Genomic DNA, 21121 nt, shown 5'->3' on the forward strand with positions numbered 1-21121 from the left:
ACATGGCATTGTTAAATATAGACCAATTATCGGTACACTTCGGTGATCAAGGTGCACCATTCCGCGCCGTTGACCGTATCAGCTACAGTGTTGAGCAGGGGAAGGTTGTCGGTATTGTTGGAGAGTCTGGTTCGGGCAAATCTGTCAGCTCGCTGGCGATTATGGGGTTGATAGATTATCCGGGCAAGGTCATGGCAGAGAAGCTGGAATTTGATGGCTGTGATCTGACAAAGATTTCCGAAAAAGAGCGCCGCCAGCTGGTTGGTGCAGAAATTTCGATGATTTTTCAAGATCCGATGACCAGCCTTAACCCTTGCTACACCGTGGGTTATCAGATCATGGAAGCGCTTAAAGTCCATCAGGGAGGAAACCGAAAAACCCGTTATCAACGAGCAATTGATCTGCTGACTCAGGTAGGAATTCCTGATCCAGCCTCTCGCTTAGATGTATATCCACATCAACTATCAGGTGGAATGAGCCAACGTGTCATGATCGCGATGGCGATTGCTTGTCGTCCGAAGCTGCTGATTGCCGACGAACCGACAACGGCATTGGATGTGACTATCCAGGCACAAATCATCGAATTGTTACTGGAGTTACAGCAGCAAGAAAACATGGCACTGGTCTTGATCACCCATGATTTGGCTCTGGTTGCGGAAGCTGCTCAGCATATTATTGTGATGTATGCCGGGCAGATAGTGGAAATTGGCAAGTCGAATGAAATATTCAGAGCACCGCGTCATCCTTATACACAGGCATTATTGCGGGCATTGCCGGAATTTGCGGTAGATAAATCCCGTCTGGCTTCGTTGCCGGGCGTTGTTCCAGGGAAATATGATCGTCCGACAGGATGTTTGCTCAATCCTCGCTGCCCTTATGTCAATGAGCATTGCCGCCAAGTGGAGCCGAAATTGAAAGTTGTTGGAGAACGTCAGGTTAAATGCCATATGCCACTGGATGATGAGGGGAGGCCGACAGTATGAGTGCTCAAGAAACAGTTATTCAACAACAAAACTGGCAGGAAAAAGACACGATTCCTTTGCTGAAGGCTATTGAACTGAAAAAATATTATCCAGTTAAAACAGGCATATTTTCACCAGAGAGGATAGTGAAGGCACTGGATGGTGTCTCATTTGAACTGGAGAAAGGTAAGACACTGGCGGTTGTAGGAGAATCAGGTTGTGGGAAATCCACTTTGGGGCGCCTGCTGACCATGATAGAAAAACCGACAGAAGGAGAGCTTTATTATTTGGGACAAGACTTACTATTGCCAGATAAAGAAGCAGAAAAACTCCGACGACAGAAAATCCAGATCGTATTTCAGAATCCTTACGCCTCTTTGAATCCGCGTAAAAAAGTGGGTCAGATTCTGGAAGAGCCTTTACTTATCAATACATCATTGGCACCGGATGAACGCAAAGAAAAAGTCCTGGATATGATGGAAAAGGTGGGATTAAAGCCTGAACATTACCAGCGTTATCCTCACATGTTTTCTGGCGGTCAGCGTCAGCGCATTGCGATTGCTCGTGGGTTGATGTTAAATCCTGACGTGGTAATTGCGGATGAGCCAGTTTCTGCTCTGGACGTTTCCGTACGGGCGCAAGTTTTGAACCTGATGATGGATTTGCAGCAGGAATTAGGGCTGTCATATGTCTTTATTTCCCATGACCTTTCAGTGGTTGAACACATTGCCGATGAAGTTATGGTTATGTATTTGGGGCGCTGTGTTGAAAAGGGGAGTAAGGAAACGATTTTCAATAACCCGAGTCACCCTTATACGCAGGCGTTATTGTCTGCAACACCGCGGTTGAATCCAGAACTGCGTAGTGAACGTATCAAATTGACAGGAGAATTGCCAAGTCCGATGAATCCGCCTTCGGGTTGTGCTTTTGCAGCCCGTTGCCGCCATGCATTTGGCCCATGCACCCAATTCCACCCTAAACTAAAGCAATATAACGAGCGACTTGTTGCCTGCTTTGCTGTTGAGCAAAATGCAAATCCACCTGCATAATTGTGTCAGATCGTAGTATAACGTTATCTGATTCATATCGAATGGACTTCAAGTGACTGTACAACGTTAAATGAGTCACTCCCCGGAAGCTGGAGGTTATATGATAAGGTTACAGTCATAAAACCCATGTGACCGGGGAATGAATATAGTTAATAAAGCAGCAACTTGAAGATGAAAGGGATAAACGTCACAAAAAGCAAATACTATATTGCCGTCATTTATCTCACTTGTATTTATCAAAACAAGACGATAGCAAGAAAAATCAAGTATACTCAGTCGCATTATTACGGTGTGGTAGCCAGTCTTTGGTCAAGTATTGGTTTGGATAAAATGAAATTGCGAGTCAAACGTTCGTTAACCATTAAACAAATGGCGGCAGTGACAGGAGTCACTTTGGTCACCCTTGCTATTTTCATTACTATCCAATTATCGCATTTGTTACAGCAACGAAAAGATGATTATATTAACCAGCTCAACAATGCGGCAGCTCAGATCCAGGCTCCTTTGACAGATGCTTTGCTGAGATCTGATCTCAATAAAGCGAAAACTCTACTGATTGAGTTAAAAACGTCGGGCATCTTAGGGCGAGCTGAACTGATATCGCAGAATAATTCCCGGATTATGAATTTGGACTTCGCGACTCATCGGCCTATACCTGAATTGGCAAAGCGGGTTTTTGGTATTCCGGTTGAGTTAAATATTCCATTACATGTTTATGGTATTTCATCAAAAGACATAGCATCGCAGGGGCATCTTATCTTGCAGGTTGATTCCAACCGTGTGTACCGATTTGCTTTGAACACACTGGCATTAATGTTGACCACTTATTTATTACTCGCACTTATTCTTACCGTGTCGATAAGTTGGTGTGTAAATCGTATCATCATACATCCGTTGCGTGACATCGCACGAGAACTGAATGAAGAGCATCCTCCTGTCCCTATGCCTTGTCCCAAAAGTCACCAAGATGATGAATTGGGGTTGTTGGTGAAAGGTTATAATCGTCAAGTTAATAAGCAAAGCAAAAACCTCCATCAAAATGAAACCTTATAAGGTGAATAAAGGTCTAATTTTCGGTGATAATATCCAGAAGCCTTTTATTGGTTCAGACAAGGATAAAACTAAATAGGTAGGGGTAAGTAAGAATGCAAGGCAAGAAAATCGGATATCTTATTAGTGGCACCATTCTGGCTACGACTTACTTTGCTCAGGCGGAAACCTTACAGCCTGATCCAGCCTGGCAACAAGGTAAACTAGAAAATGGGTTCAGTTGGCAAATCCTGCAAACTCCGCAACGCCCCAAAGATAAAATACAGTTGCGTTTAATGGTGAAAACCGGCTCTCTGGCAGAGAAAAACCAGCAGCAGGGTTACACCTACCTCATTCCCAAGATCGTCTTATCCTCCAGTAAAGATTTATCTTCGCAAAAATTGGAAAATCTGTGGTACAACGCAGTTGATAGCAAAAACCCCCTTCCGCCCGCCATAGTTTCATATGATTTCACCCTCTATAGCCTGAGCTTACCAAATAACCGCCCTGAATTATTGCAGGATGCGCTGATCTGGTTATCCGATATTGCGGGAGGTGCAGTATTTACGCCACAGACTTTGGCTCAGGCTATGAAAACGTCTGAACATCTGGTATCGACTCTGCCGACAGATGTTCAGGATCCGGTATGGCGTATACGCCTGCAAGGTTCGACTCTGCTTGGTCATGATCCCGGAGCGCATGTATCAACATCTGTAGATGTGAAAAAAGTCGAAGAATTCTATCGGCAGTGGTATACGCCGGATGCAATGACATTATATGTTGCCGGCAACGTTGATAGTCGGGTATTACCAGAACGGCTCAATCAGGCATTTTCATCATTAGAAGGAAAACGTCAGACACCTGTTGCTGTTCCCATACTGTTGCCAGTAAAAGCAGAAATATTGAGAGTAGAAAGTGATAAAGCTAAACAAGATCGGCTCTCTTTAGTCTGGAACCTGAACTGGCAACCGATTAACAACTCTCAGGCATTGCTTCAGCATTGGTCAAACGAACTTGCTCGCGAAGCTTTTTACCGTTACTTACAATTGTGGCTGAAAGAAAAGCAAAATGACGCAAAATTAGATCTGGATTGTCGGGTCGTCTACCAGCGGGCGAACTGCTACCTGAATCTGGACACTTCATCAAGCAAATTGACGGAATCCACACTTTATCTGGCCTCTGCGCTGGCGTCATTACGTGAAAACGGATTGCCACAAGAGCAATTTGATGAACTGTATAATCAGAAACGTCTTCAGCTTCAACACCTCTTTGCAGTATATGCGCGTACAGACACCGATATATTGATTAACCAGCGTCTGCTCTCCCAACAAAATAATGTGATAGATATTGCACCTGAGCAATATCGCAGACTGCGGCAGATGTTTTTATCTTCCCTTACACCACAAGTTTTGAACAAAAAGCTGAAAGAGATGTTATCTCAGGAAACTGCATTTATTCTGGTGCAACCTAAAGGTGAAGCGGTTGTTGATGTGAATCAGCTCAGGAATAGCTTTAATCAGATTATGAGACCGGGGCCATTGCCAGATGAATCTAAAGTGGTTGAAACCAAAAAAGCTGAAGGTCAGTAATTTCCACTAATCATATAGCAGGCGGATTCGCCTAATAAGTGCAATTTCTCAGAAAATCGGTCAGTTGCTACAGTAGGCACCTTCCTCGCCAAAGGAAAATGCCCTATGTTCTATACACAACTGACCGAAACAAAATTTTCAGCTTAAAAAAGCAGGATTTTCACCGTGTGCTATTGCCGCGTTACTGAATCGAAATCCCTCAACTATTAGCAAAGAATTGGAAAGAAATCAGGGATCCCAGAGATACTGTCCTGAACAGGCTCAGTATAAGGTATTAGATATTCATATCACTCGCGAAAACTGTCTCTGACGCATCTGATTACGCAGATAGCTGTCAAAACACATGCAAATATTTCGGATTAATAAACGTCCTTTCGGTGATACCTGAATCTGTGTTTCAGTGACCTTGACCAGCCCATCTTCCGCCAGCGGCACTAATAATTGCAGATCTTCAGCAAAATAATCCGTGAAATTCACTGCGTAGCACTGTTCAATATCAGCAAAATTCAGCCTGAAATTACAAATCAACGCCTTAATCACATCACGGCGGATACAATCATCTTGCGTCAGATTCAAACCACGCCACAACGCATGCTCCTGCACCTCTACTGCTGCATAGTAGGTTTTAAGATCTTTCTGGTTCTGTGCATAACTGTCACCCAGCATACTGATAGCAGAAACACCGACGCCCAATAAGTCACACTCTCCTTGTGTGGTATATCCCTGAAAATTACGATGTAGTCCCCCTTCCCGCTGGGCAATAGCCAGTTCATCATCAGGGCGGGCAAAGTGATCCATACCAATAAACTGATAGCCATTATCTGCCAGAATAGTAATAGTTTGCTGCAAAATATCCAGTTTCTGTGCCGCACTCGGTAAATCACTCTCCTTAATTTTACGTTGTGCCGCAAACAAATTCGGCATGTGAGCATAATTGAATACACTCAGACGATCAGGAGATAGCACCAACACTCGTTGCAGGGTGAAAGCGAAGCTTTCTGCAGTCTGTTTCGGCAAACCATAAATTAAATCGATACTGATGGAGGCAAAACCAGTTTCCCGGGCACGGTTAACCAGTTCGAAAATAAGATCTTCATTCTGTTCCCGATTAACCAGACGCTGAACTTCCTTATTGAAATCCTGCACCCCCATACTCAGGCGGTTAAAACCTTCATGGCGCAGATGGTCAATCATATCCAGTTCAATTTCACGTGGATCAATTTCAATGGAAAGTTCTGCATCAGGCAGAAAGTGGAAGTGACTACGCAATATTGCCATCAATCGGCTGATCTGTGCCTTGTTCAGATAAGTCGGTGTTCCTCCTCCCCAGTGCATCTGGCTGACTTTTCTCTGAGCAAACAATTTTGCCCGCGCTGTAATTTCCTTTTCCAGAGCTTGCAGATACTCATCTGCTTTATGTTTCTGACGAGTAACCAGCTTATTGCAGCCACAGAAATAACAAAGTTTGTGACAGAATGGGATATGGATATAGAGGGAAAGAGAGCGATCAGGATAACGCACGGCGGCCTGTGCAAATGCAGTATTATCGTACTGTTGGTTAAACTCCAATGCTGTTGGGTATGAAGTATAACGAGGCCCTGAATAATTGTATTTTTGGATCAAAGGCAGATCCCAGACAATGGCTTGCTCTGACATGCTTATTCCTTCCGCTGTTTTAGCCCATCAAATAGCCACTGTAGTTTACCCAATTACTATAGCAAATACCATGTAAATGATATGGTTATACACTTTATCATTGGGTATATCCTGGGATGCCCTGCCTTTATGATCACAACAATTTATAACCGGAACGACTTATTTCTCAGGAATTACTTACCTTTCAGCAGCTGCATGATATCTTCCTGCTCTTCTTCTTCACTGTCACCACCTTCCGGCTCAATACCCAACTGTTCCATCAGAGCATCAATACGATCAAGCATACTATCGACATAAGCATTCTCTTCCTGAGAGAGTTTTTCATCCTGCTCAAGGCGTATCAGCAAGCTATCCAGACGCTCATCATTTTCCAGCATTTTCAGTTCTTCCTGCGCTGATAAACGAGGTTTTGGCGTTGCTTTAGGCTTCTCTGCTACTGGTTTTTTTACTGCTATTTTTTCGCCGATGATCAAAGGAATCGGCGCTTTACTACCGATACGAGGATCTCGTTCCTGCTTTGTGCCAGACTGTTTTTTCTGACTACTATTATCCTGGTGACGGCTACCAGCTGGATTACCACGCTGTCTTTTCTGGCGTTTACGCTCACGTCCTTCAGAGTTCAACTCTTCACGACTTTTTCTTTTTTGCTTACCCGCTGACGTTTTTACAGGGGATTTTTTGTTTAATTGACTCATAGCTTGTGACTCAACTCGTGTTATCAAAATATTTTCGGCGGAATCTAACAGAATCCACTTATAACATCCAACGTCATTTACTTATTCTTTCGAGTTCGGCTAATATTTCAGATTACCTTAACTTAAGTATTACGAGCATCAATTCTCTATGCGTTTCTTCGATACTTCTTATCGCATACCTCTGTATCTTTGGTGCATTGGTTATGCTGTCTTATGGATAGTAGCAAGTTATTCACTGGATCCGACTGTTCCGTATGATGCTGTAGAAGCCTTAAACTGGGGCATAAATGGAGAATGGGGATCCCCGAAAAATCCGTGGCTGGTAGGCACTGTGATGTTACCAGCGATCTATATTAGTCATATTTCTCTCAGCTTTTACTGGTATTTCACCCATTTTGTTGCCATTGCCATAGGCATGCTTGGCGTCTGGCGTCTGGCCTTCCGGTTAACAGGTAAAGTTGAGTTAGCCTGGCTTGCCATGCTGACACTCAATCTGTCTGGTATCATCAATTTCGATATCATTCCTTATAACGATAATTACCTGTTGGTGATGTTGTGGCCGTGGTCACTGTTGTTCTTCCTGAAAGCCATTGATGACCATCCGAAATGGTGGCTGGCATTCGCATTAGCGGCAGGGCTGGCGACAATGGGCAAATATTCTTCACTTGCAATCGTTGGTTCAGTCTTTTTGCTCTCCCTGTTTACTCCCAAAGTACGGTGCCAATATCGGGAACCACTCTTTTATCTCGCCATTGTATTGTGGCTTATACTGATATTACCCAACGTCTGGTGGCTGATACATAACGATTTTTCTGCATTTAAATGGGTAGACTCCCAAATCGAGCATAGATTTAATCTGCATACTACACGCGCGGTACTTTCGGTGTTCTATCCCCTCATCATCGTGGGAGTGATTACTTATCTGTCAGGCGGAAAAATTGGCTGGCCAAAGCAACAATCCAACAGGCTGATTAATATCGTTATTCTGTTACCCCTGTTGATTATCTATGCCTGGTTCTCTTTTAATCAGGGTGGACGGATGACCGAATGGCTCCAGCCATTCATGGCGGTAGCACCTGCACTACTGGTAGGTTCGATAATTGTACCTCCCCATAAATCCTTACTGGGAATATTACGAGGGTTGGCCTTGTTTGGTGTGCTGGTTCTTATTGGCTATACCAGTGTCATGCTGGCAAATGTTCGGGAAGCTGGCGAAAAGTTTGAAGGGATAAAAACCTTTACCAGCCAACTTGATCAGCGCTGGAATGAATTGTATTCAACACCACTGCATTACGTTGGAGGAAAATATCTGCATCAATGGCTGACGTTTTACAGTCATTATCGCCCTCAAACCATACAGCCGTGGGAAATAGACAATGGTGCACCGCCCAATATATACAACCGCCACATTAAAGAGAACGATATTGTAAAATATGGTGCTTTGCTGGTAGGAGAAAGGGGAACAGATTGTTCACAGGAGACCTTTCAACAAACACTGATAACCTGGCCTGAATTAACGATCAGCCACAAAGAAGAATTTACGTTTCAAGCTCAGCCAAGTGCGGAAGCTGAGATCGTCTGCATCGGCTTTGTTGCTCCCAAAAACAGTCAACATCTTCAATAATCTTCTAGTTACCGCAAAAAAGCCTGAAAGTGAGTATACCGTCAGGCTTTTTCTTCTCAACACAACATCAGATTAGACAGCATTGTGTTTAATGGGCATCCACAAACACCATTTTCAATATAAACAGTAAAGTAACGACAATAACGCAAGAGCCAATTTCACGCCATTTCCCTGTTCCCAGTTTCATAGCGCAATAAGCAATAAATCCCAATGCGATACCTTCGGTAATAGAAAAGCTGAATGGCATCATAACAGCGGTAATAAATGCCGGGACGGATTCAGTCAGATCATTCCATTTCACCCGTGTCAGGCTGGATGTCATTAGAACCCCCACATAAACCAGCGCACCTGCTGTGGCATAAGCAGGAACCATACTAGCCAATGGAGAAATAAACATCACCAACAGGAATAAAATACCGACAACAACGGCAGTTAATCCGGTACGCCCACCAACAGAAACACCAGAAGAACTCTCTATATAAGCGGTTACCGAAGAAGTTCCGATATAAGAGCCAGCCACTGAGCTGATACTGTCAACATACAGAGCCTGATTCATCCGCGGGAATTTACCATTATTGTCAGCAATACCGGCTTTATCGGTTACACCAATCAACGTACCGGACGAATCAAACAGGTTTACCAGCATAAAAGAAAAAATAACCCCTACTAACGCGATATCCAGAGCTCCTTTCACATCAACATTACCAACAACACTCATTACACTGGGTGGCAGATCAAAAATACCCTGATATTCCACATACCCCATCATAAACCCGATCCCCGTCGTTATTACGATGGAAAGCAATACCGCTGCATGAAAATTACGTGCTGCTAAAATGGCAATGATAAAAAAGCCCAATGTACCCAACAGTACATTGTGGGAAGCAAAATTGCCGATGGAGACGATCGTATCTGGATTCGATACGATAATGTCGGCATTTTTCAACCCCATCATGGCAATAAAAAGCCCGATACCGCTGGTAATACCGACGCGCAAACTCACAGGGATATTAGCTATCATCCAGTAACGGATACGGAAAACAGTCAGGATAAACAATCCTACTGCACCCCAAAAAATCGCCCCCATTGCAACCTGCCATGAAATACCCATAGCACCGACTACGACAAAAGCAAAAAAAGCATTCAGTCCCATCGCGGGAGCAACAGCAATCGGTAAATTTGCCGTTATTCCCATCATAATACTGCCAAATGCAGCGATGAAGCAGGTAGTAACAAATACGGCTTTGATATCCATTCCTGCAACAGACAAAATTTGTGGATTCACAAAGACGATATAAACCATGGTTAGAAAGGTTGTAAGCCCAGCGATCATTTCGGTACGAATTGTCGTGCCATGTTCCTCTAATTTAAACACGCGCTGAAGTAAACCCTGACGATTTACAGAGCCAGAATTGAGTGTGCTCATTAATATTTTATTCCCCAAAAGATGAAGTTTTCGCCCTATCCTACAGGAAATCCGAACAAATCGTTATCCCTCAAGGCCCAAAAAGAAAACGATTGCCATTAGTATAATCAATAAGTTATATAATAAACGAGCCTCATTAAATTGACTCTGTTTTATGCGTTATTTTTGGATGGCATCATGTCAAGAATATCGGTGAAAATATCCGTCCATTCATCCTTACCAATCTCCATTAACCCAAAGAAACGTAGGACAAATGCCCCTTCTGTGGCCAGAAAAGCTAAGCGCGCCCGACGCCCTTCTTCCGTCGTTGTATCCAGATCCGCTATGCGCTGACTATACCAAGCACGGCTTGACTCAAGATGTTCAGGTGTTTGAAGTAAAGCAGCCAGTAAACCTGCTGCTTTTGCAGATGACACTTCATCAGAGTGCTGGCTGGCCTCAACATGCGCACGTACCGCTGTCAACGGATCAGGATCTTCTCCGGCTATTGTGCGAAAATGCTCTTGGTAACTCAGTTCCCAACGTTCAAACATCGCATCAATAAATGCGTCCTTCGTATTGAAACTGTACTGAACTCCACCCTTAGTGATCCCCACCGATTTTGCCACTGCATCAATAGTCAGAGCCGCAGCGCCATGTGTTGTCACGATTCGTTCCGCTGCATCCAGCAAAACTTCCCGGTCAATTGTTCTACGTCGTCCCATCAGAGCCCCCCTTTTAATTCAATACGTATGTATTTATAATGTTAGGACTCTGTGCCGTCAAGGCTTGAACAGCACAAAATCCTTCAACCACATTGATGAGTTCTCGCATGAAATCGAATATTCGCTGGCTCATGCTGGCTGTCATTTCCAGCGCGCTTTTTCTAATCGTTATCGACATGACTGTTCTCTATACAGCCTTGCCTCGCCTGACACATGACCTGCGCGCTTCTTCCACCGAAAAACTGTGGATCATGAACGCCTATTCATTGACCATTGCTGGCCTGCTTCCCGGCACAGGAGCGTTAAGTGACCGCTTTGGAGCCAAGAAACTGTTTACTTCCGGGCTGGTTGTGTTCGGCATGGCATCACTTATCGCCGCGTTTGCTCCCAATCCCGGTACATTGATCAGTGCACGAGTGGTACTTGCCATTGGTGCAGCAATGATGATGCCCGCAACGCTGGCAATAGTCCGTCAGGCTTTTGAAGATCCGAATGAACGTGCTCTTGCCATCGGCATCTGGTCAGCCGTTGCTTCGGGAGGAGCTGCGCTTGGCCCCGTTATCGGTGGGATACTGCTCGAATATTACTGGTGGGGTTCTGTCTTCCTGATCAACGTTCCTATCGTCATCATCGCATTTATCTTTGCTCTGACCACCATTAACAAAAGTCAAAGTAATCCGAGCCGCTCATTTGACCTACTTGCTTCTATCCAAATCATGATTGGACTGATTGGCATTACCTTGGCTATCAAAGAAATTAGTAAACAAGCACCATCACTGGAAACTGCCATGATAGCCAGCGTCATCGGAATTGTTTTCATAGTTATGTTCGTTCGTCGGCAACGCCGTTCATCCGTACCAATTATCGACTTTAATCTATTACGTTCTTACGGTTTCGCCACCGGAGTCGCAACGGCTTTTGTTACCACAGCAGCCCTCGTGGGAGTGGAGCTTGTAATCAGTCAACGGCTTCAACTGGTGGTAGGCTTATCACCTTTACAAGCAGGATTGTTTATCCTACCTATTCCCTTAGCTTCTTTTGCTGCCGGGCCTTTGGCTGGTATTGCCATCCCCAAATTTGGCGCAGCAAGAATTATGTGGATCTCACTCATCTTTGCCGGACTTGGTATTTTTGGCTATCTCATCGGCTTCCAATCCGGCGTGTTAGTGCAAATAACTGCGTTTGCCATGATTGGGTTTGGCATCGGTGCCGCTATGACAGCAGCTTCTACATCCATCATGTTCAATGCTCCTGAGCACAATGCAGGTACAGCCGCTTCAATTGAGGAAATTGCCTATGAATTTGGTGGATTGATTGGGATAGCCGTTCTCGGTAGCCTGATGGTAGCGATCTATACGGCATCATTTACCCTACCGGCCGATGTTGTCATACCAGAGTCTATACAGAGTGGCTCACTACAAAATAGTATTGATGAGGCTCTTATCGTTGCAGAAAGTTTAAAAGGCGATGCGGCTCTATCACTGGCCCGTGCAGCAAAGCAGGCTTTTGATAGCTCAATTCTATCAGTTTTAACCGTTGCGGGTGTAATGTTGCTGTTATGTGCTGTGGTGATTGTGTTTTTTGCAAGAAGGCAGCACGATTAACTATTATTAGAATCTGCCAAATTATTCGATTCTTTCGGTCGAATAGTTTGGCATCAAAAAGCATTTCAATATTAAATGACTTTCTTCTATTGACTATTTTTTCTGATCATTTTATGCCATGCCTGAAAACAATGTAGTTCCTTAAGGTAGTGACTGTAATATTGGGTATTTAGCATAAAGAATGTCAGTAAAAAATCCACGGAGATAATACACAAAAAGACATTGCTATAATCCAATACACCAGCAATGAATTTTAAACTTATCAGAGAGATAAAGAGTACCACAAAGAGATAGCGTGCTACAGTTAACATCCTGAACCCCAACGTTATTCCCCTATGAGTTAATGAAATGGATAAGAAAGCAAATACTAAAGCCAATGCGACAATAAAAAATAAAATTGGCAAATCATTTTTGTTATCCAAATGAGATAACAATATGAATGTAGTCATTACATAAGATTTAATTAGTAAAATAGTAGAAAATAATGTTATCAGTAATGCTTTTTTCGGAATACCAAAGTCCAATAAATACCGATACTTATTTAATCTCTTTTCTGCCAGTAGACTAGCATCATTTTTTTCTACTCTTTGGTTAAGCGCATAACTTTCTCTAAGTGTATTATTAAGATTGGTATTTAATACACAATATTGCCAAAAAATATTGAAGATATTTACTTTTTTCGAGCGGTTATGTAACTCAATAATATTCTCTTCTGCAATTCTAACTATATTTTTTTTCAGGATAGAGTTCTTTATTTTAAACCATAGGATTTTTCTCATAGCTTGAGAAAACGCTTCACTGTTAATGATTATCCTATTCGAGAGAAAATTGAAAAAAACAATGGTCAACAAATACCATTCGTGGTGCATATAATAGACAAAGTAATCAAGCAGAATAAGAGTAATTGCCAAAATAATACTTAATGTGTTCAACCCATTCAGTGTTTTTAACGCAAAGAGATTTCCTCTGTAAGCATAAAGCGTCGATAACGAGATTATAGAAATGATAAATATACTGGCAGAACGTTGAAAACGCGCAACATCAGAAGAAAAATAAAAATTATAAAATACAAAAAATAATATTACATAAGAAACAGAAATCAGTATAGGAAACAAGGCCATCAATACACTTTCTTCTGAAGAGCGATTGATAGTTATTTTATCTTTAAGTCTAACAGTATTTAGTTCATCCAACAGAGAGGAATCACTATTCTCAATTCTATCATCTGTATTTTTATACAAATGTATAATACTTCTGAGTTGCCTGTTTGTTAATATATTTTTTAAGTTCATGTTATTTTCCAAATTTATTAAATCTTTATATTATTTTTATCTCTTTTTACTCCTTATTTCTGTAATCATCTTATAATAAGTTGAATATTCAAAATTTTCATACAAATTTCAGTAAAAAACACTTTTCCATTAATAACCATTTTGAAGATAACCTGCTGGTTTTTCATCCACAATAGAAAAAATTGCACCAATAGCATAGTTGACTGATTTAGCTATATTTTCAGGATTCCTAATGCTGCCAGTCATTCCACTTCCCAAAAATCCACCACCAGCAGAAAGAGAATTTATCAAGTGGTTTCGCAAAGTCCTATGAATTTCTTCTGTTGGATAATGTTTAGGATATTTTCCTCTTCTTATTGCATCTTTTATAGCCTGATTAGAAATGCCGGGATTGTTATGTCGTATAATCTCCTCTGTTAACCGTTTTCTTTCATGTCTTGGCATATTTTTCAACCATTCTGATGCATTACGGGAAGATGTAGACTTCATTATTCTGTAAGTATGGTAGGCTTCCTTTAAAGCTGCTGAACCAGAAGCGAGAGAGGTTATATCCAGCATTGTAGTCGTTGCAACATACCAATCCTGTGAATCTAACCAAGCAACATGCTCTATCCCTTCCTCACCATTACTAGTAAGTTGATAAACCCTATATATGCCATTTCCACATTGAAGAGAACTTGCAGCAGCACCGCTATAAGCCAAAACAGTAACTACTGAACTTGTCCCCATGGTAACTGGAACTGCTGCTGCTGAAAGAAATTCAACCGCTATAAATGCCAATGCAGAACCACACGAAAGCGCTGTTGATCCAATTTCCCATACCAAACTAGGCTCTGAAACCGTTTTTTTCAACTCTACTTCCGGAGCAACTGTCTCCGCCTCTAGATTAAAGATAATAATATGTGTTAACTCTGAAGTAGTTTGGTTTCTACGTCTTTTTGATGGTCTAACTAAATAACGCTTAGATAACCCATCCGAATAAATAATTCCAGCACCATAAAAATCACGGTGGCAATCCAATGCATCAGCAATAGCCTGAAAATCAATATTAGCAGCACTAGGATGTGTCATCCTCAACTGATGAGAGTACCGAAAATCGGGTAGCTTACTTTCATCAAATTCATCTCTTAGTTGTGATGTAAGACTGTCAAATCGCATTTTAATCACCACTCATGATCACTTAGTAATTACACCAGTATCTAAATATATATATTGTTTTTCTTTTATTTCAAACAAAATAATTTACTTTGTTAAATTAATATTAAATAATACTTATCATCACTAAAGGTAAATTAATTATGTAAAAGTCACTCTGTTAATAATTTATATAAGTGGTTTATATAACCTAATAAACTGTTTCTTCCCAAACACAATATCCTGATGTACCAGCGATATGATGTTGACAAACGATATCTTTATATTGAACAGCAACGACCTCTTCTGGTTGCCTATCATTATGGTTAACAGAATGTGGATATTGAAAATTAACATTTAATAACTTAGCATTTCTTAAATTAACAGAGTAATAACGCTCTTGCCCACCAGCTTGCGAAGTTCGATAAAAATCAAACATCAGATCCAGTTCTTCATTGTTTGAAATTGCCATCAATAGTAACGGTGATGACTTATCCAATGGCTTGACAAATTTAACTGGCTGGTGAGCAACGTTCTGTGCTCGAGAAACACCATGATTGAATTGTAATACAAAAACCTGATCTTCATGCCCTAACTGAAATTTATTACCAATGGAATCTAATGTAGAACATCCTTGAGAAATCAAGCCTTGAAGTTTTCCTTTAATTGTCACATAAATCGAATTTGCCATATTATATTAACCTGTTATCAGTATTCACCATAGCCTGTTATAACAGAAAAAACAATAAAAAAATACCACCTAAATTCTAAAATAGATATTAGTAACCTATATAAAATCTTTGTACTTCTTTAGCAGAAAGATCAACATAGTAAATAATATAATTTGCGTTTTTTTAGATAGAAATAAAAACATACTCTATCATAACAACAGGGTTATAATTAAAAAGATAAAGTGCTTAGTTGATACTGAATATTAAACTCAGGAATCACTATTAGTACATATTGACCTTTCATGAGGAGAATTTAATAGTATGATATCAGGCATCATCATCCCGCTAAATCTTTCAAGCCATCTCTCAGGCTGGAGGAAGACACAGTTCGCCCTTTCACATCTTTCTCTGTAAAAGAGCAGGCGCAGCAAAGCCCAGAGAAGTCAATGTAAAGGCTAAATATAGATATTTCTTTCTGTAGCAGTCCAATTATCATGGACACCAAAATATCATAGGGATAACATTTCAACTGAACAGAAAAAGGATAGGACACAGCATGGTAAATATAGGATATATAAGTAATAAAGTTTATGATGATAAACAAGGTAAATTTATACCGATTCACTTTTTTTATCCAACACGAGAAATTGAGAAATCAGAAAAGTTTGGGCCTTATGATATCTCTGTTGCAATGAACGCCTCAATTTACGGAGATAAAATACCTTTAATTGTTTTATCCCATGGTAGTGGCAGCTCATCTTTAACTCATTGGGATCTTATGTGCTCACTGGTTAAATCCGGGTATGCCGTATTAGCATTAGAACATCCTGGGAACTGTTATTTTGATGACTCTTTGGCTGGGACATTAGCCAATTTAGAAAACAGGCCCCGACACATCAAATTAGTTATTGATCATATTGTTAATAATGAGTCGGTGAGTAACCATTTATTAAAAGATAAGATAAAATAACATTAATTGGGCATTCAATGGGAGGATATACAGCCCTTGCTATCAGTGGTGGTATACCTGTTGCCATTCCAGATAAAACAAGCGGTCAATCGATTGAAGAAATTACCGTTCCATATGATAACCGAATTTGTTCACTTATATTATTAGCTCCGGCGTGTGGATGGTTTAATTACAAAGATTCTTTAAATAGAGTCAATGTTCCAATATTATTGTTAACTGCGGAAAAAGACCATTTATCTGACATATTGTGTACATCAGTTATTGAAAACCATACTAATGTTGTGCATAAAACTGTCACAAATGCAGGGCATCACTCTTTTCAAAGCCCATTTCCATCACATATGAAGAGTATTGATTTTCTTCCATCACAGGATCCTGCCGGGTTTGACAGAGAAAAATACCAAGTCATATTAAGCGCTGAAATACAATCGTTCCTTTCCGGGATATATCACTAGTAAAAATCCCAGCTAATATGATTTAGTTGGGATAAGTTTATTCAATTTTTTAAGTTGTCTCTTTGTTAACTTCGTTTTATTCCAGATACCGTGGTTACAAACATAGAGCTAACAAGTTTCTGAAGAGCCATTCACTTGCCGTCTAAATACCATTCGAAGCCTGTCAGGTATACCCCAAAATCGCAAGAATGCCGTTTTCTCACGGCTTACCGAAAAATGGCGAGCGACATAGTTAGCAGCCAATTCCAGTGACAAACACATCACAAAATAAACTAACGCAATAAATAAAAAGACTTCCATCGGATAAACCATACTGCGGTTATTAACCTGTGTCGCCAAAAATGACAGTTCTGCTACTCCGACAATATAGGCCAGAGAAGTGTCCTTGATTAACGCAATCCATTGGTTGATAAACGAAGGCACCATCATACGCAATGCCTGTGGCAGAACGATATGCCACAATACTTCCCAACGATTGAAACCCAAAGACAGCCCTGCACGCCATTGTCCTTCACCAATCGCCAGAATGCCTGCTTTGACACCATGGGCCAGGTAAGCAGAAGTGATCAATGCCAGCGCACAAACTACAGTAGTGATTTCAGGTATTTCCATACCCAAAACCACTGGTAACAAGAAATAAGTCCAGAAAATCAGCATAATAACCGGAATGGCACGAAAAAATCCCAGTACCGCTGCCAGCAGATTTACCCAAAAACCACGCAACATCGCCAATGCGACTCCTGCCACTGTCCCCAAGACGATGGAGATCACTCCGGCCATAATACTTATCATCAATGTCAAAGCTGCGCCTTCCAACGGCCCGTCGGGAAACGTTCCCAACAGCAAATAGCGCCAGTTTTCTGCTATAACAGTAAAGTCCATATCAGTACCCTCTTGCCAGTATTCTCTGCTGACGCCATTGCCCCCAACCTTCCATCACAGCAATAATAGCGATGTAGAGTACTGTCGCCACACCAAACGCTTCAAATGTTTGCAGAGACTGTGTTTCTACCTGACGGGAAGCATAGGAAAGTTCAGCGACACCAATCGCCATTGTTAATGATGAATTCTTGACGATGGTCATGTATTGCCCCAAAAGTGGCGGCATGGCAATCTTCAATGCCTGTGGTAGTACGACATGGCGCATGGCCTGCCAACCAGTTAAACCCAATGCGTGGGCAGCATATTTTTGGCCGCGTCCAACACCCTGCATTCCAGCTCTTAACTCTTCCGCCACAAAAGGTGCAGAGTAGAGTGTCAGGCCGATAAATCCAGCCAGAAACTCAAATGAAGGCCATTCCAGAGTAAAACCTGCAATCGTAGTCTCATGGGGGATGTTCAGCCAGATCATGGCATCTTGAGGCAAAATCTGGCCGGAAGCGAAATACCAGAAAAACAGTTGTACCAGCAATGGGGTATTGCGGAATATCGAGGTGTACACCGTAATCAACCAACGCAATGGCTTGATCTGGCTGTCCCGCGCTGCCGCAATGACAAAACCCAGTAAGGTGGAAGAAGCAATGGTGCAGGCAGAGATCCATAATGTAATCAAGAACCCTTGCCAGAGCCATTGCAGATATTCAGGAGCCAAGAAATACTCATCAATAAATTGCTCAAACATATTATTCACCACCACATCAACAAATGGCAAAGCCCCGCACAAAGACGGGGCTGGTTTCCGATGTCATTTTCCCAGACGTGTGTTAGTTCGCTGCCTGACTATTTAATGGAGCAAATTTAAAATCACCACGCGGCTGGGCAGATTTTGTGTCAGGGCCAAACCAGCGGTTGTAAATTTTCTCTGCTTCACCCTCTTTCTCCAGTTTCAACAATGTCTGGTTAACCGTTTCAACCAACCGGGTTTCTCCTTTTGAAGCCGCTACAGCCTGATATTCCCGGGTAATACTGAAAGGTGATATTTCAAAATCTGCTTTTTGTGCTTCAGGAACATTTGCCAACAAACCCACCAGCTTTGCATCATCCTGAGTGATCGCCTGAACATTACCATTTCTCAACGCCGCGAATGCCAGCGGGGTATCGTCATAAGAGATAACTTTCGCAGTTGGATAACGCTCACGCAGTGTAATTTCCTGTACAGTTCCCTTATCCGCACCGATACGCAATTTGGCGATATCATCCGGATTAGTCAGAACACCTTTACGGGCAATGAATTTTTGCCCTGTAGCAAAATAAGGAATGGAAAAATCTACCTGTTTTGCCCGTTCATCGGTGATCGTGAAGTTAGCAGCAATTAAGTCAATTTTCTTGGAAGAGAGTAGTGGAATACGATTTGCGGGATTGGTTGGGCGCAATTGCAGTTTCACGCCCAGATCACTGGCGATTGCATTGGCGATATCCACATCATAACCAGCGAGTTTTTTCGTTTTAGGATCGATAAAGCCAAAAGGGGGATTACTGTCGAATACCGCAATACGAACCGTACCAGCTTTTTTTATATCATCAAGTTTGTCTGCTTTCGCTACGCCAGAAACTAATACCAGGCTGGTCAGTAACGCAGTCACTGCTATCCGAGATTGATTGCGGAATTTCATTGGACACCCCTTAATTTGTTAAAAATTATTTATTGTCCAATAAAAACTATCAATTTCATCATAGCACCTGAAATAATATAAAATTCTATATTTATAGCATTTTGAAATAATATTTTAAGTAAGCCTTTAACGGCACTTAAGAGAATACCCATATTTCAGTCATAAAAATTATTCATCTTTAGTAAGCAGTTCTTCCAATTTATCACCCCCAACATGACGAAAATCCTGTCCTTTGACGTAATAGAAGATAAATTCACAAATGTTCTGACAACGATCGCCGATACGCTCAATAGAACGGGCACATAAAAGTGCGGTCATGATGCTTGGAATAGTACGTGGATCTTCCATCATATAAGTCATTAACTGGCGCACAATACCTTCATATTCCTGATCTACTTTTTTATCTTCACGATAGATACGAATGGCTTCTTGCAAATCCATACGGGCAAAAGCATCCAATACATCATGCAACATCCGAATGGTATGCCAGCCCAAAGATTCCAGACTGACTAGCAACGGCTGCTGTTGATGAGAAAATTTCTCCAGCGCCGTCTGACAAATTTTATTCGCAACATCACCAATACGTTCCAACTCAGCAATAGTCTTTGAGATAACCATTATCAGGCGCAGATCACTTGCCGCAGGCTGGCGTTTGGCAATGATACGAACACAGGCTTCATCTATCGCCACTTCCATCATGTTGACCTTCTGGTCGTCTTCAATGACTTGTTGAGCTAACTGTTTATCCTGATTGTGCATTGCCAGAATCGCCTTACTGAGCTGCTCTTCTACCAATCCACCCATTGCCATTAATTCAGTACGGATATGTTCCAGTTCAGCATTGAACTGACCAGAAATGTGCTTGCCGAAATTCAGATTGTCCATCTTTACGCTACCTCGTATCTGCCCATATCAACCATAACGACCAGTAATATAATCTTCGGTCTGCTTCATTTTCGGTGTGGTGAACAAGATGTCAGTGTCACTGAACTCAATCAACTCACCGAGGTACATAAAAGCCGTATAATCAGAACAACGTGCCGCCTGCTGCATATTGTGTGTGACGATCACTACGGTATATTCCGATTTCAATTCACTAATCAGCTCCTCAATACGTCCTGTAGAAATCGGATCGAGAGCAGAACAAGGCTCATCCAACAACAAAACTTCCGGGCGGATAGCGATAGCACGGGCAATACACAAACGCTGCTGCTGGCCTCCAGACAAGCTGTAACCACTCTGGTGCAACTTGTCTTTAGTTTCGTTCCACAATGCAGCTTTTGTCAGCGCCCACCGGACTCGCTCATCCATCTCAGCCCTTGAGAGTTTTTCAAACAAACGCACGCCAAAAGCGATATTGTCGTAAATCGACATCGGAAATGGCGTCGGCTTCTGAAAAACCATGCCTACTTTGGCTCGTAACAAAGCAATATCCTGTTTATCGGTCAGAATATTCGTTTCATCCAGCAAGATCTCGCCTTCTGCCTTCTGTTCTCCATACAGTTCATACATTTTGTTAAAAGTACGCAGTAATGTTGATTTGCCACATCCCGACGGGCCAATGAAAGCAGTGACTTTATTCTGTGCAATATCCAACGTGATATTTTTCAGTGCATGGAATTTGCCGTAATAGAAATTCAGATTACGTACCTGAATCTTACTTCCTGCAACATCATTGGCTTTACTCATCAACGCTTCTCTCTTCAATA

Annotated in this window: 21 protein-coding genes; 9 read left to right on the top strand and 12 right to left on the bottom strand. The window is 41.8% G+C overall.

Annotated features, from left to right (window positions below; all coding sequences use genetic code 11):
* Positions 1-2 precede the first annotated feature (2 nt).
* The 5 genes from dppD to Xbud_RS21295 all read left to right on the top strand — a co-directional run bounded on the left by dppD (position 3) and on the right by Xbud_RS21295 (position 4939).
* Positions 3-983 carry a dipeptide ABC transporter ATP-binding protein gene (gene dppD, locus Xbud_RS06920; RefSeq protein WP_099135379.1) on the top strand — a complete coding sequence of 327 codons (981 nt, stop codon included), beginning with the start codon at positions 3-5 and terminating at the stop codon, positions 981-983.
* Entirely contained in the window at positions 980-2011 is a 1032-nt protein-coding gene (gene dppF / locus Xbud_RS06925; protein ID WP_099135380.1) for a dipeptide ABC transporter ATP-binding subunit DppF, read from the top strand. Before dppD ends, dppF begins: the two co-directional genes overlap by 4 nt.
* 330 nt (positions 2012-2341) lie before the next feature.
* A complete protein-coding gene (locus tag Xbud_RS06930) occupies positions 2342-3064 on the top strand; it encodes a HAMP domain-containing protein (protein WP_099135494.1) in 723 nt (240 codons plus the stop codon).
* A 92-nt stretch (positions 3065-3156) separates the two neighbouring features.
* Positions 3157-4629 (top strand): insulinase family protein, encoded by a 1473-nt coding sequence (locus Xbud_RS06935; protein WP_099135381.1) that lies wholly within the window; start codon positions 3157-3159, stop codon positions 4627-4629.
* 172 nt (positions 4630-4801) lie between these two features.
* Positions 4802-4939 (top strand): hypothetical protein, encoded by a 138-nt coding sequence (locus tag Xbud_RS21295; protein ID WP_099135382.1) that lies wholly within the window; start codon positions 4802-4804, stop codon positions 4937-4939.
* Here the strand turns inward: Xbud_RS21295 and hemN are convergent.
* Positions 4912-6285 carry an oxygen-independent coproporphyrinogen III oxidase gene (gene hemN, locus Xbud_RS06945; RefSeq protein WP_099135383.1) on the bottom strand — a complete coding sequence of 458 codons (1374 nt, stop codon included), beginning with the start codon at positions 6283-6285 and terminating at the stop codon, positions 4912-4914. The two genes, Xbud_RS21295 and hemN, sit on opposite strands and share 28 nt — an antisense overlap.
* Before the next feature lie 173 nt (positions 6286-6458).
* Complete coding sequence (gene yihI / locus Xbud_RS06950) at positions 6459-6980, bottom strand: Der GTPase-activating protein YihI (protein WP_099135384.1); 522 nt, start codon at positions 6978-6980, stop codon at positions 6459-6461.
* A gap of 148 nt (positions 6981-7128) precedes the next feature.
* Between yihI and Xbud_RS06955 the strand changes: the two genes are divergently transcribed.
* Positions 7129-8604: a glycosyltransferase family 39 protein gene (locus Xbud_RS06955; protein ID WP_099135385.1), complete on the top strand. Its 1476-nt coding sequence runs from the start codon at positions 7129-7131 to the stop codon at positions 8602-8604.
* Between the two features lie 88 nt (positions 8605-8692).
* Here Xbud_RS06955 and Xbud_RS06960 read toward each other — a convergent pair whose 3' ends face one another.
* Both Xbud_RS06960 and Xbud_RS06965 read right to left on the bottom strand, forming a co-directional pair.
* Complete coding sequence (locus Xbud_RS06960) at positions 8693-10030, bottom strand: NCS2 family permease (RefSeq protein ID WP_099135386.1); 1338 nt, start codon at positions 10028-10030, stop codon at positions 8693-8695.
* 152 nt (positions 10031-10182) lie between these two features.
* A complete protein-coding gene (locus tag Xbud_RS06965) occupies positions 10183-10734 on the bottom strand; it encodes a TetR/AcrR family transcriptional regulator (protein ID WP_099135387.1) in 552 nt (183 codons plus the stop codon).
* A gap of 107 nt (positions 10735-10841) precedes the next feature.
* On the opposite strand from Xbud_RS06965, the gene Xbud_RS06970 reads away from it, so the two are divergent.
* Positions 10842-12338 (top strand): MFS transporter, encoded by a 1497-nt coding sequence (locus Xbud_RS06970; RefSeq protein ID WP_099135388.1) that lies wholly within the window; start codon positions 10842-10844, stop codon positions 12336-12338.
* An 86-nt stretch (positions 12339-12424) separates the two neighbouring features.
* On the opposite strand, the gene Xbud_RS06975 is transcribed toward Xbud_RS06970, so the two are convergent.
* From Xbud_RS06975 to Xbud_RS06985, 3 genes are all read right to left on the bottom strand, one after another.
* On the bottom strand, positions 12425-13630 hold the full coding sequence (locus Xbud_RS06975; protein WP_099135389.1) for a hypothetical protein: 1206 nt from the start codon (positions 13628-13630) through the stop codon (positions 12425-12427).
* Positions 13631-13759: 129 nt separating this feature from the next.
* Positions 13760-14788, bottom strand: coding sequence for an Ssp4 family T6SS effector (ssp4, locus tag Xbud_RS06980; protein WP_099135390.1), 1029 nt, complete (start codon positions 14786-14788; stop codon positions 13760-13762).
* Between the two features lie 187 nt (positions 14789-14975).
* Positions 14976-15455, bottom strand: a complete 480-nt coding sequence (locus Xbud_RS06985; protein WP_099135391.1) for an Hcp family type VI secretion system effector — start codon at positions 15453-15455, stop codon at positions 14976-14978.
* A gap of 536 nt (positions 15456-15991) precedes the next feature.
* On the opposite strand from Xbud_RS06985, the gene Xbud_RS06990 reads away from it, so the two are divergent.
* Entirely contained in the window at positions 15992-16405 is a 414-nt protein-coding gene (locus Xbud_RS06990) for an alpha/beta hydrolase (protein WP_099135392.1), read from the top strand.
* Positions 16406-16422: 17 nt separating this feature from the next.
* Positions 16423-16860, top strand: a complete 438-nt coding sequence (locus Xbud_RS06995) for an alpha/beta hydrolase (protein ID WP_099135393.1) — start codon at positions 16423-16425, stop codon at positions 16858-16860.
* A 108-nt stretch (positions 16861-16968) separates the two neighbouring features.
* On the opposite strand, the gene Xbud_RS07000 is transcribed toward Xbud_RS06995, so the two are convergent.
* The 5 genes from Xbud_RS07000 to pstB all read right to left on the bottom strand — a co-directional run bounded on the left by Xbud_RS07000 (position 16969) and on the right by pstB (position 21101).
* On the bottom strand, positions 16969-17742 hold the full coding sequence (locus tag Xbud_RS07000; RefSeq protein ID WP_099135394.1) for an amino acid ABC transporter permease: 774 nt from the start codon (positions 17740-17742) through the stop codon (positions 16969-16971).
* A gap of 1 nt (position 17743) precedes the next feature.
* Entirely contained in the window at positions 17744-18481 is a 738-nt protein-coding gene (locus Xbud_RS07005) for an amino acid ABC transporter permease (RefSeq protein WP_099135395.1), read from the bottom strand.
* 82 nt (positions 18482-18563) lie between these two features.
* Entirely contained in the window at positions 18564-19412 is an 849-nt protein-coding gene (locus tag Xbud_RS07010; RefSeq protein WP_099135396.1) for an ABC transporter substrate-binding protein, read from the bottom strand.
* A gap of 168 nt (positions 19413-19580) precedes the next feature.
* The gene (gene phoU, locus Xbud_RS07015; protein WP_047681600.1) at positions 19581-20297 is read right to left on the bottom strand and encodes a phosphate signaling complex protein PhoU; all 717 of its coding nucleotides are present in this window, start codon (positions 20295-20297) and stop codon (positions 19581-19583) included.
* 27 nt (positions 20298-20324) lie between these two features.
* Entirely contained in the window at positions 20325-21101 is a 777-nt protein-coding gene (pstB, locus tag Xbud_RS07020; RefSeq protein WP_038261735.1) for a phosphate ABC transporter ATP-binding protein PstB, read from the bottom strand.
* Positions 21102-21121: the final 20 nt, after the last annotated feature.

Origin of the sequence: Xenorhabdus budapestensis, assembly GCF_002632465.1 — a bacterium.
In the GTDB taxonomy this organism is placed as follows: domain Bacteria; phylum Pseudomonadota; class Gammaproteobacteria; order Enterobacterales; family Enterobacteriaceae; genus Xenorhabdus; species Xenorhabdus budapestensis.

What these genes read in the sequence shown, in the direction of transcription:
- dppF (WP_099135380.1), top strand. Translation starts at nt 980, where the DNA reads ATGAGTGCTCAAGAAACAGTTATTCAACAACAAAACTGGCAGGAAAAA.
- phoU (WP_047681600.1), bottom strand. Translation starts at nt 20,297, where the DNA reads ATGGACAATCTGAATTTCGGCAAGCACATTTCTGGTCAGTTCAATGCT.
- Xbud_RS06990 (WP_099135392.1), top strand. Translation starts at nt 15,992, where the DNA reads ATGGTAAATATAGGATATATAAGTAATAAAGTTTATGATGATAAACAA.
- Xbud_RS06970 (WP_099135388.1), top strand. Translation starts at nt 10,842, where the DNA reads ATGAAATCGAATATTCGCTGGCTCATGCTGGCTGTCATTTCCAGCGCG.
- Xbud_RS07005 (WP_099135395.1), bottom strand. Translation starts at nt 18,481, where the DNA reads ATGTTTGAGCAATTTATTGATGAGTATTTCTTGGCTCCTGAATATCTG.
- Xbud_RS06955 (WP_099135385.1), top strand. Translation starts at nt 7,129, where the DNA reads ATGCGTTTCTTCGATACTTCTTATCGCATACCTCTGTATCTTTGGTGC.
- Xbud_RS06985 (WP_099135391.1), bottom strand. Translation starts at nt 15,455, where the DNA reads ATGGCAAATTCGATTTATGTGACAATTAAAGGAAAACTTCAAGGCTTG.
- pstB (WP_038261735.1), bottom strand. Translation starts at nt 21,101, where the DNA reads ATGAGTAAAGCCAATGATGTTGCAGGAAGTAAGATTCAGGTACGTAAT.
- ssp4 (WP_099135390.1), bottom strand. Translation starts at nt 14,788, where the DNA reads ATGCGATTTGACAGTCTTACATCACAACTAAGAGATGAATTTGATGAA.
- Xbud_RS07000 (WP_099135394.1), bottom strand. Translation starts at nt 17,742, where the DNA reads ATGGACTTTACTGTTATAGCAGAAAACTGGCGCTATTTGCTGTTGGGA.
- hemN (WP_099135383.1), bottom strand. Translation starts at nt 6,285, where the DNA reads ATGTCAGAGCAAGCCATTGTCTGGGATCTGCCTTTGATCCAAAAATAC.
- Xbud_RS06960 (WP_099135386.1), bottom strand. Translation starts at nt 10,030, where the DNA reads ATGAGCACACTCAATTCTGGCTCTGTAAATCGTCAGGGTTTACTTCAG.
- Xbud_RS06995 (WP_099135393.1), top strand. Translation starts at nt 16,423, where the DNA reads ATGGGAGGATATACAGCCCTTGCTATCAGTGGTGGTATACCTGTTGCC.
- Xbud_RS07010 (WP_099135396.1), bottom strand. Translation starts at nt 19,412, where the DNA reads ATGAAATTCCGCAATCAATCTCGGATAGCAGTGACTGCGTTACTGACC.
- Xbud_RS06965 (WP_099135387.1), bottom strand. Translation starts at nt 10,734, where the DNA reads ATGGGACGACGTAGAACAATTGACCGGGAAGTTTTGCTGGATGCAGCG.
- Xbud_RS06930 (WP_099135494.1), top strand. Translation starts at nt 2,342, where the DNA reads ATGAAATTGCGAGTCAAACGTTCGTTAACCATTAAACAAATGGCGGCA.
- yihI (WP_099135384.1), bottom strand. Translation starts at nt 6,980, where the DNA reads ATGAGTCAATTAAACAAAAAATCCCCTGTAAAAACGTCAGCGGGTAAG.
- dppD (WP_099135379.1), top strand. Translation starts at nt 3, where the DNA reads ATGGCATTGTTAAATATAGACCAATTATCGGTACACTTCGGTGATCAA.
- Xbud_RS06975 (WP_099135389.1), bottom strand. Translation starts at nt 13,630, where the DNA reads ATGAACTTAAAAAATATATTAACAAACAGGCAACTCAGAAGTATTATA.
- Xbud_RS06935 (WP_099135381.1), top strand. Translation starts at nt 3,157, where the DNA reads ATGCAAGGCAAGAAAATCGGATATCTTATTAGTGGCACCATTCTGGCT.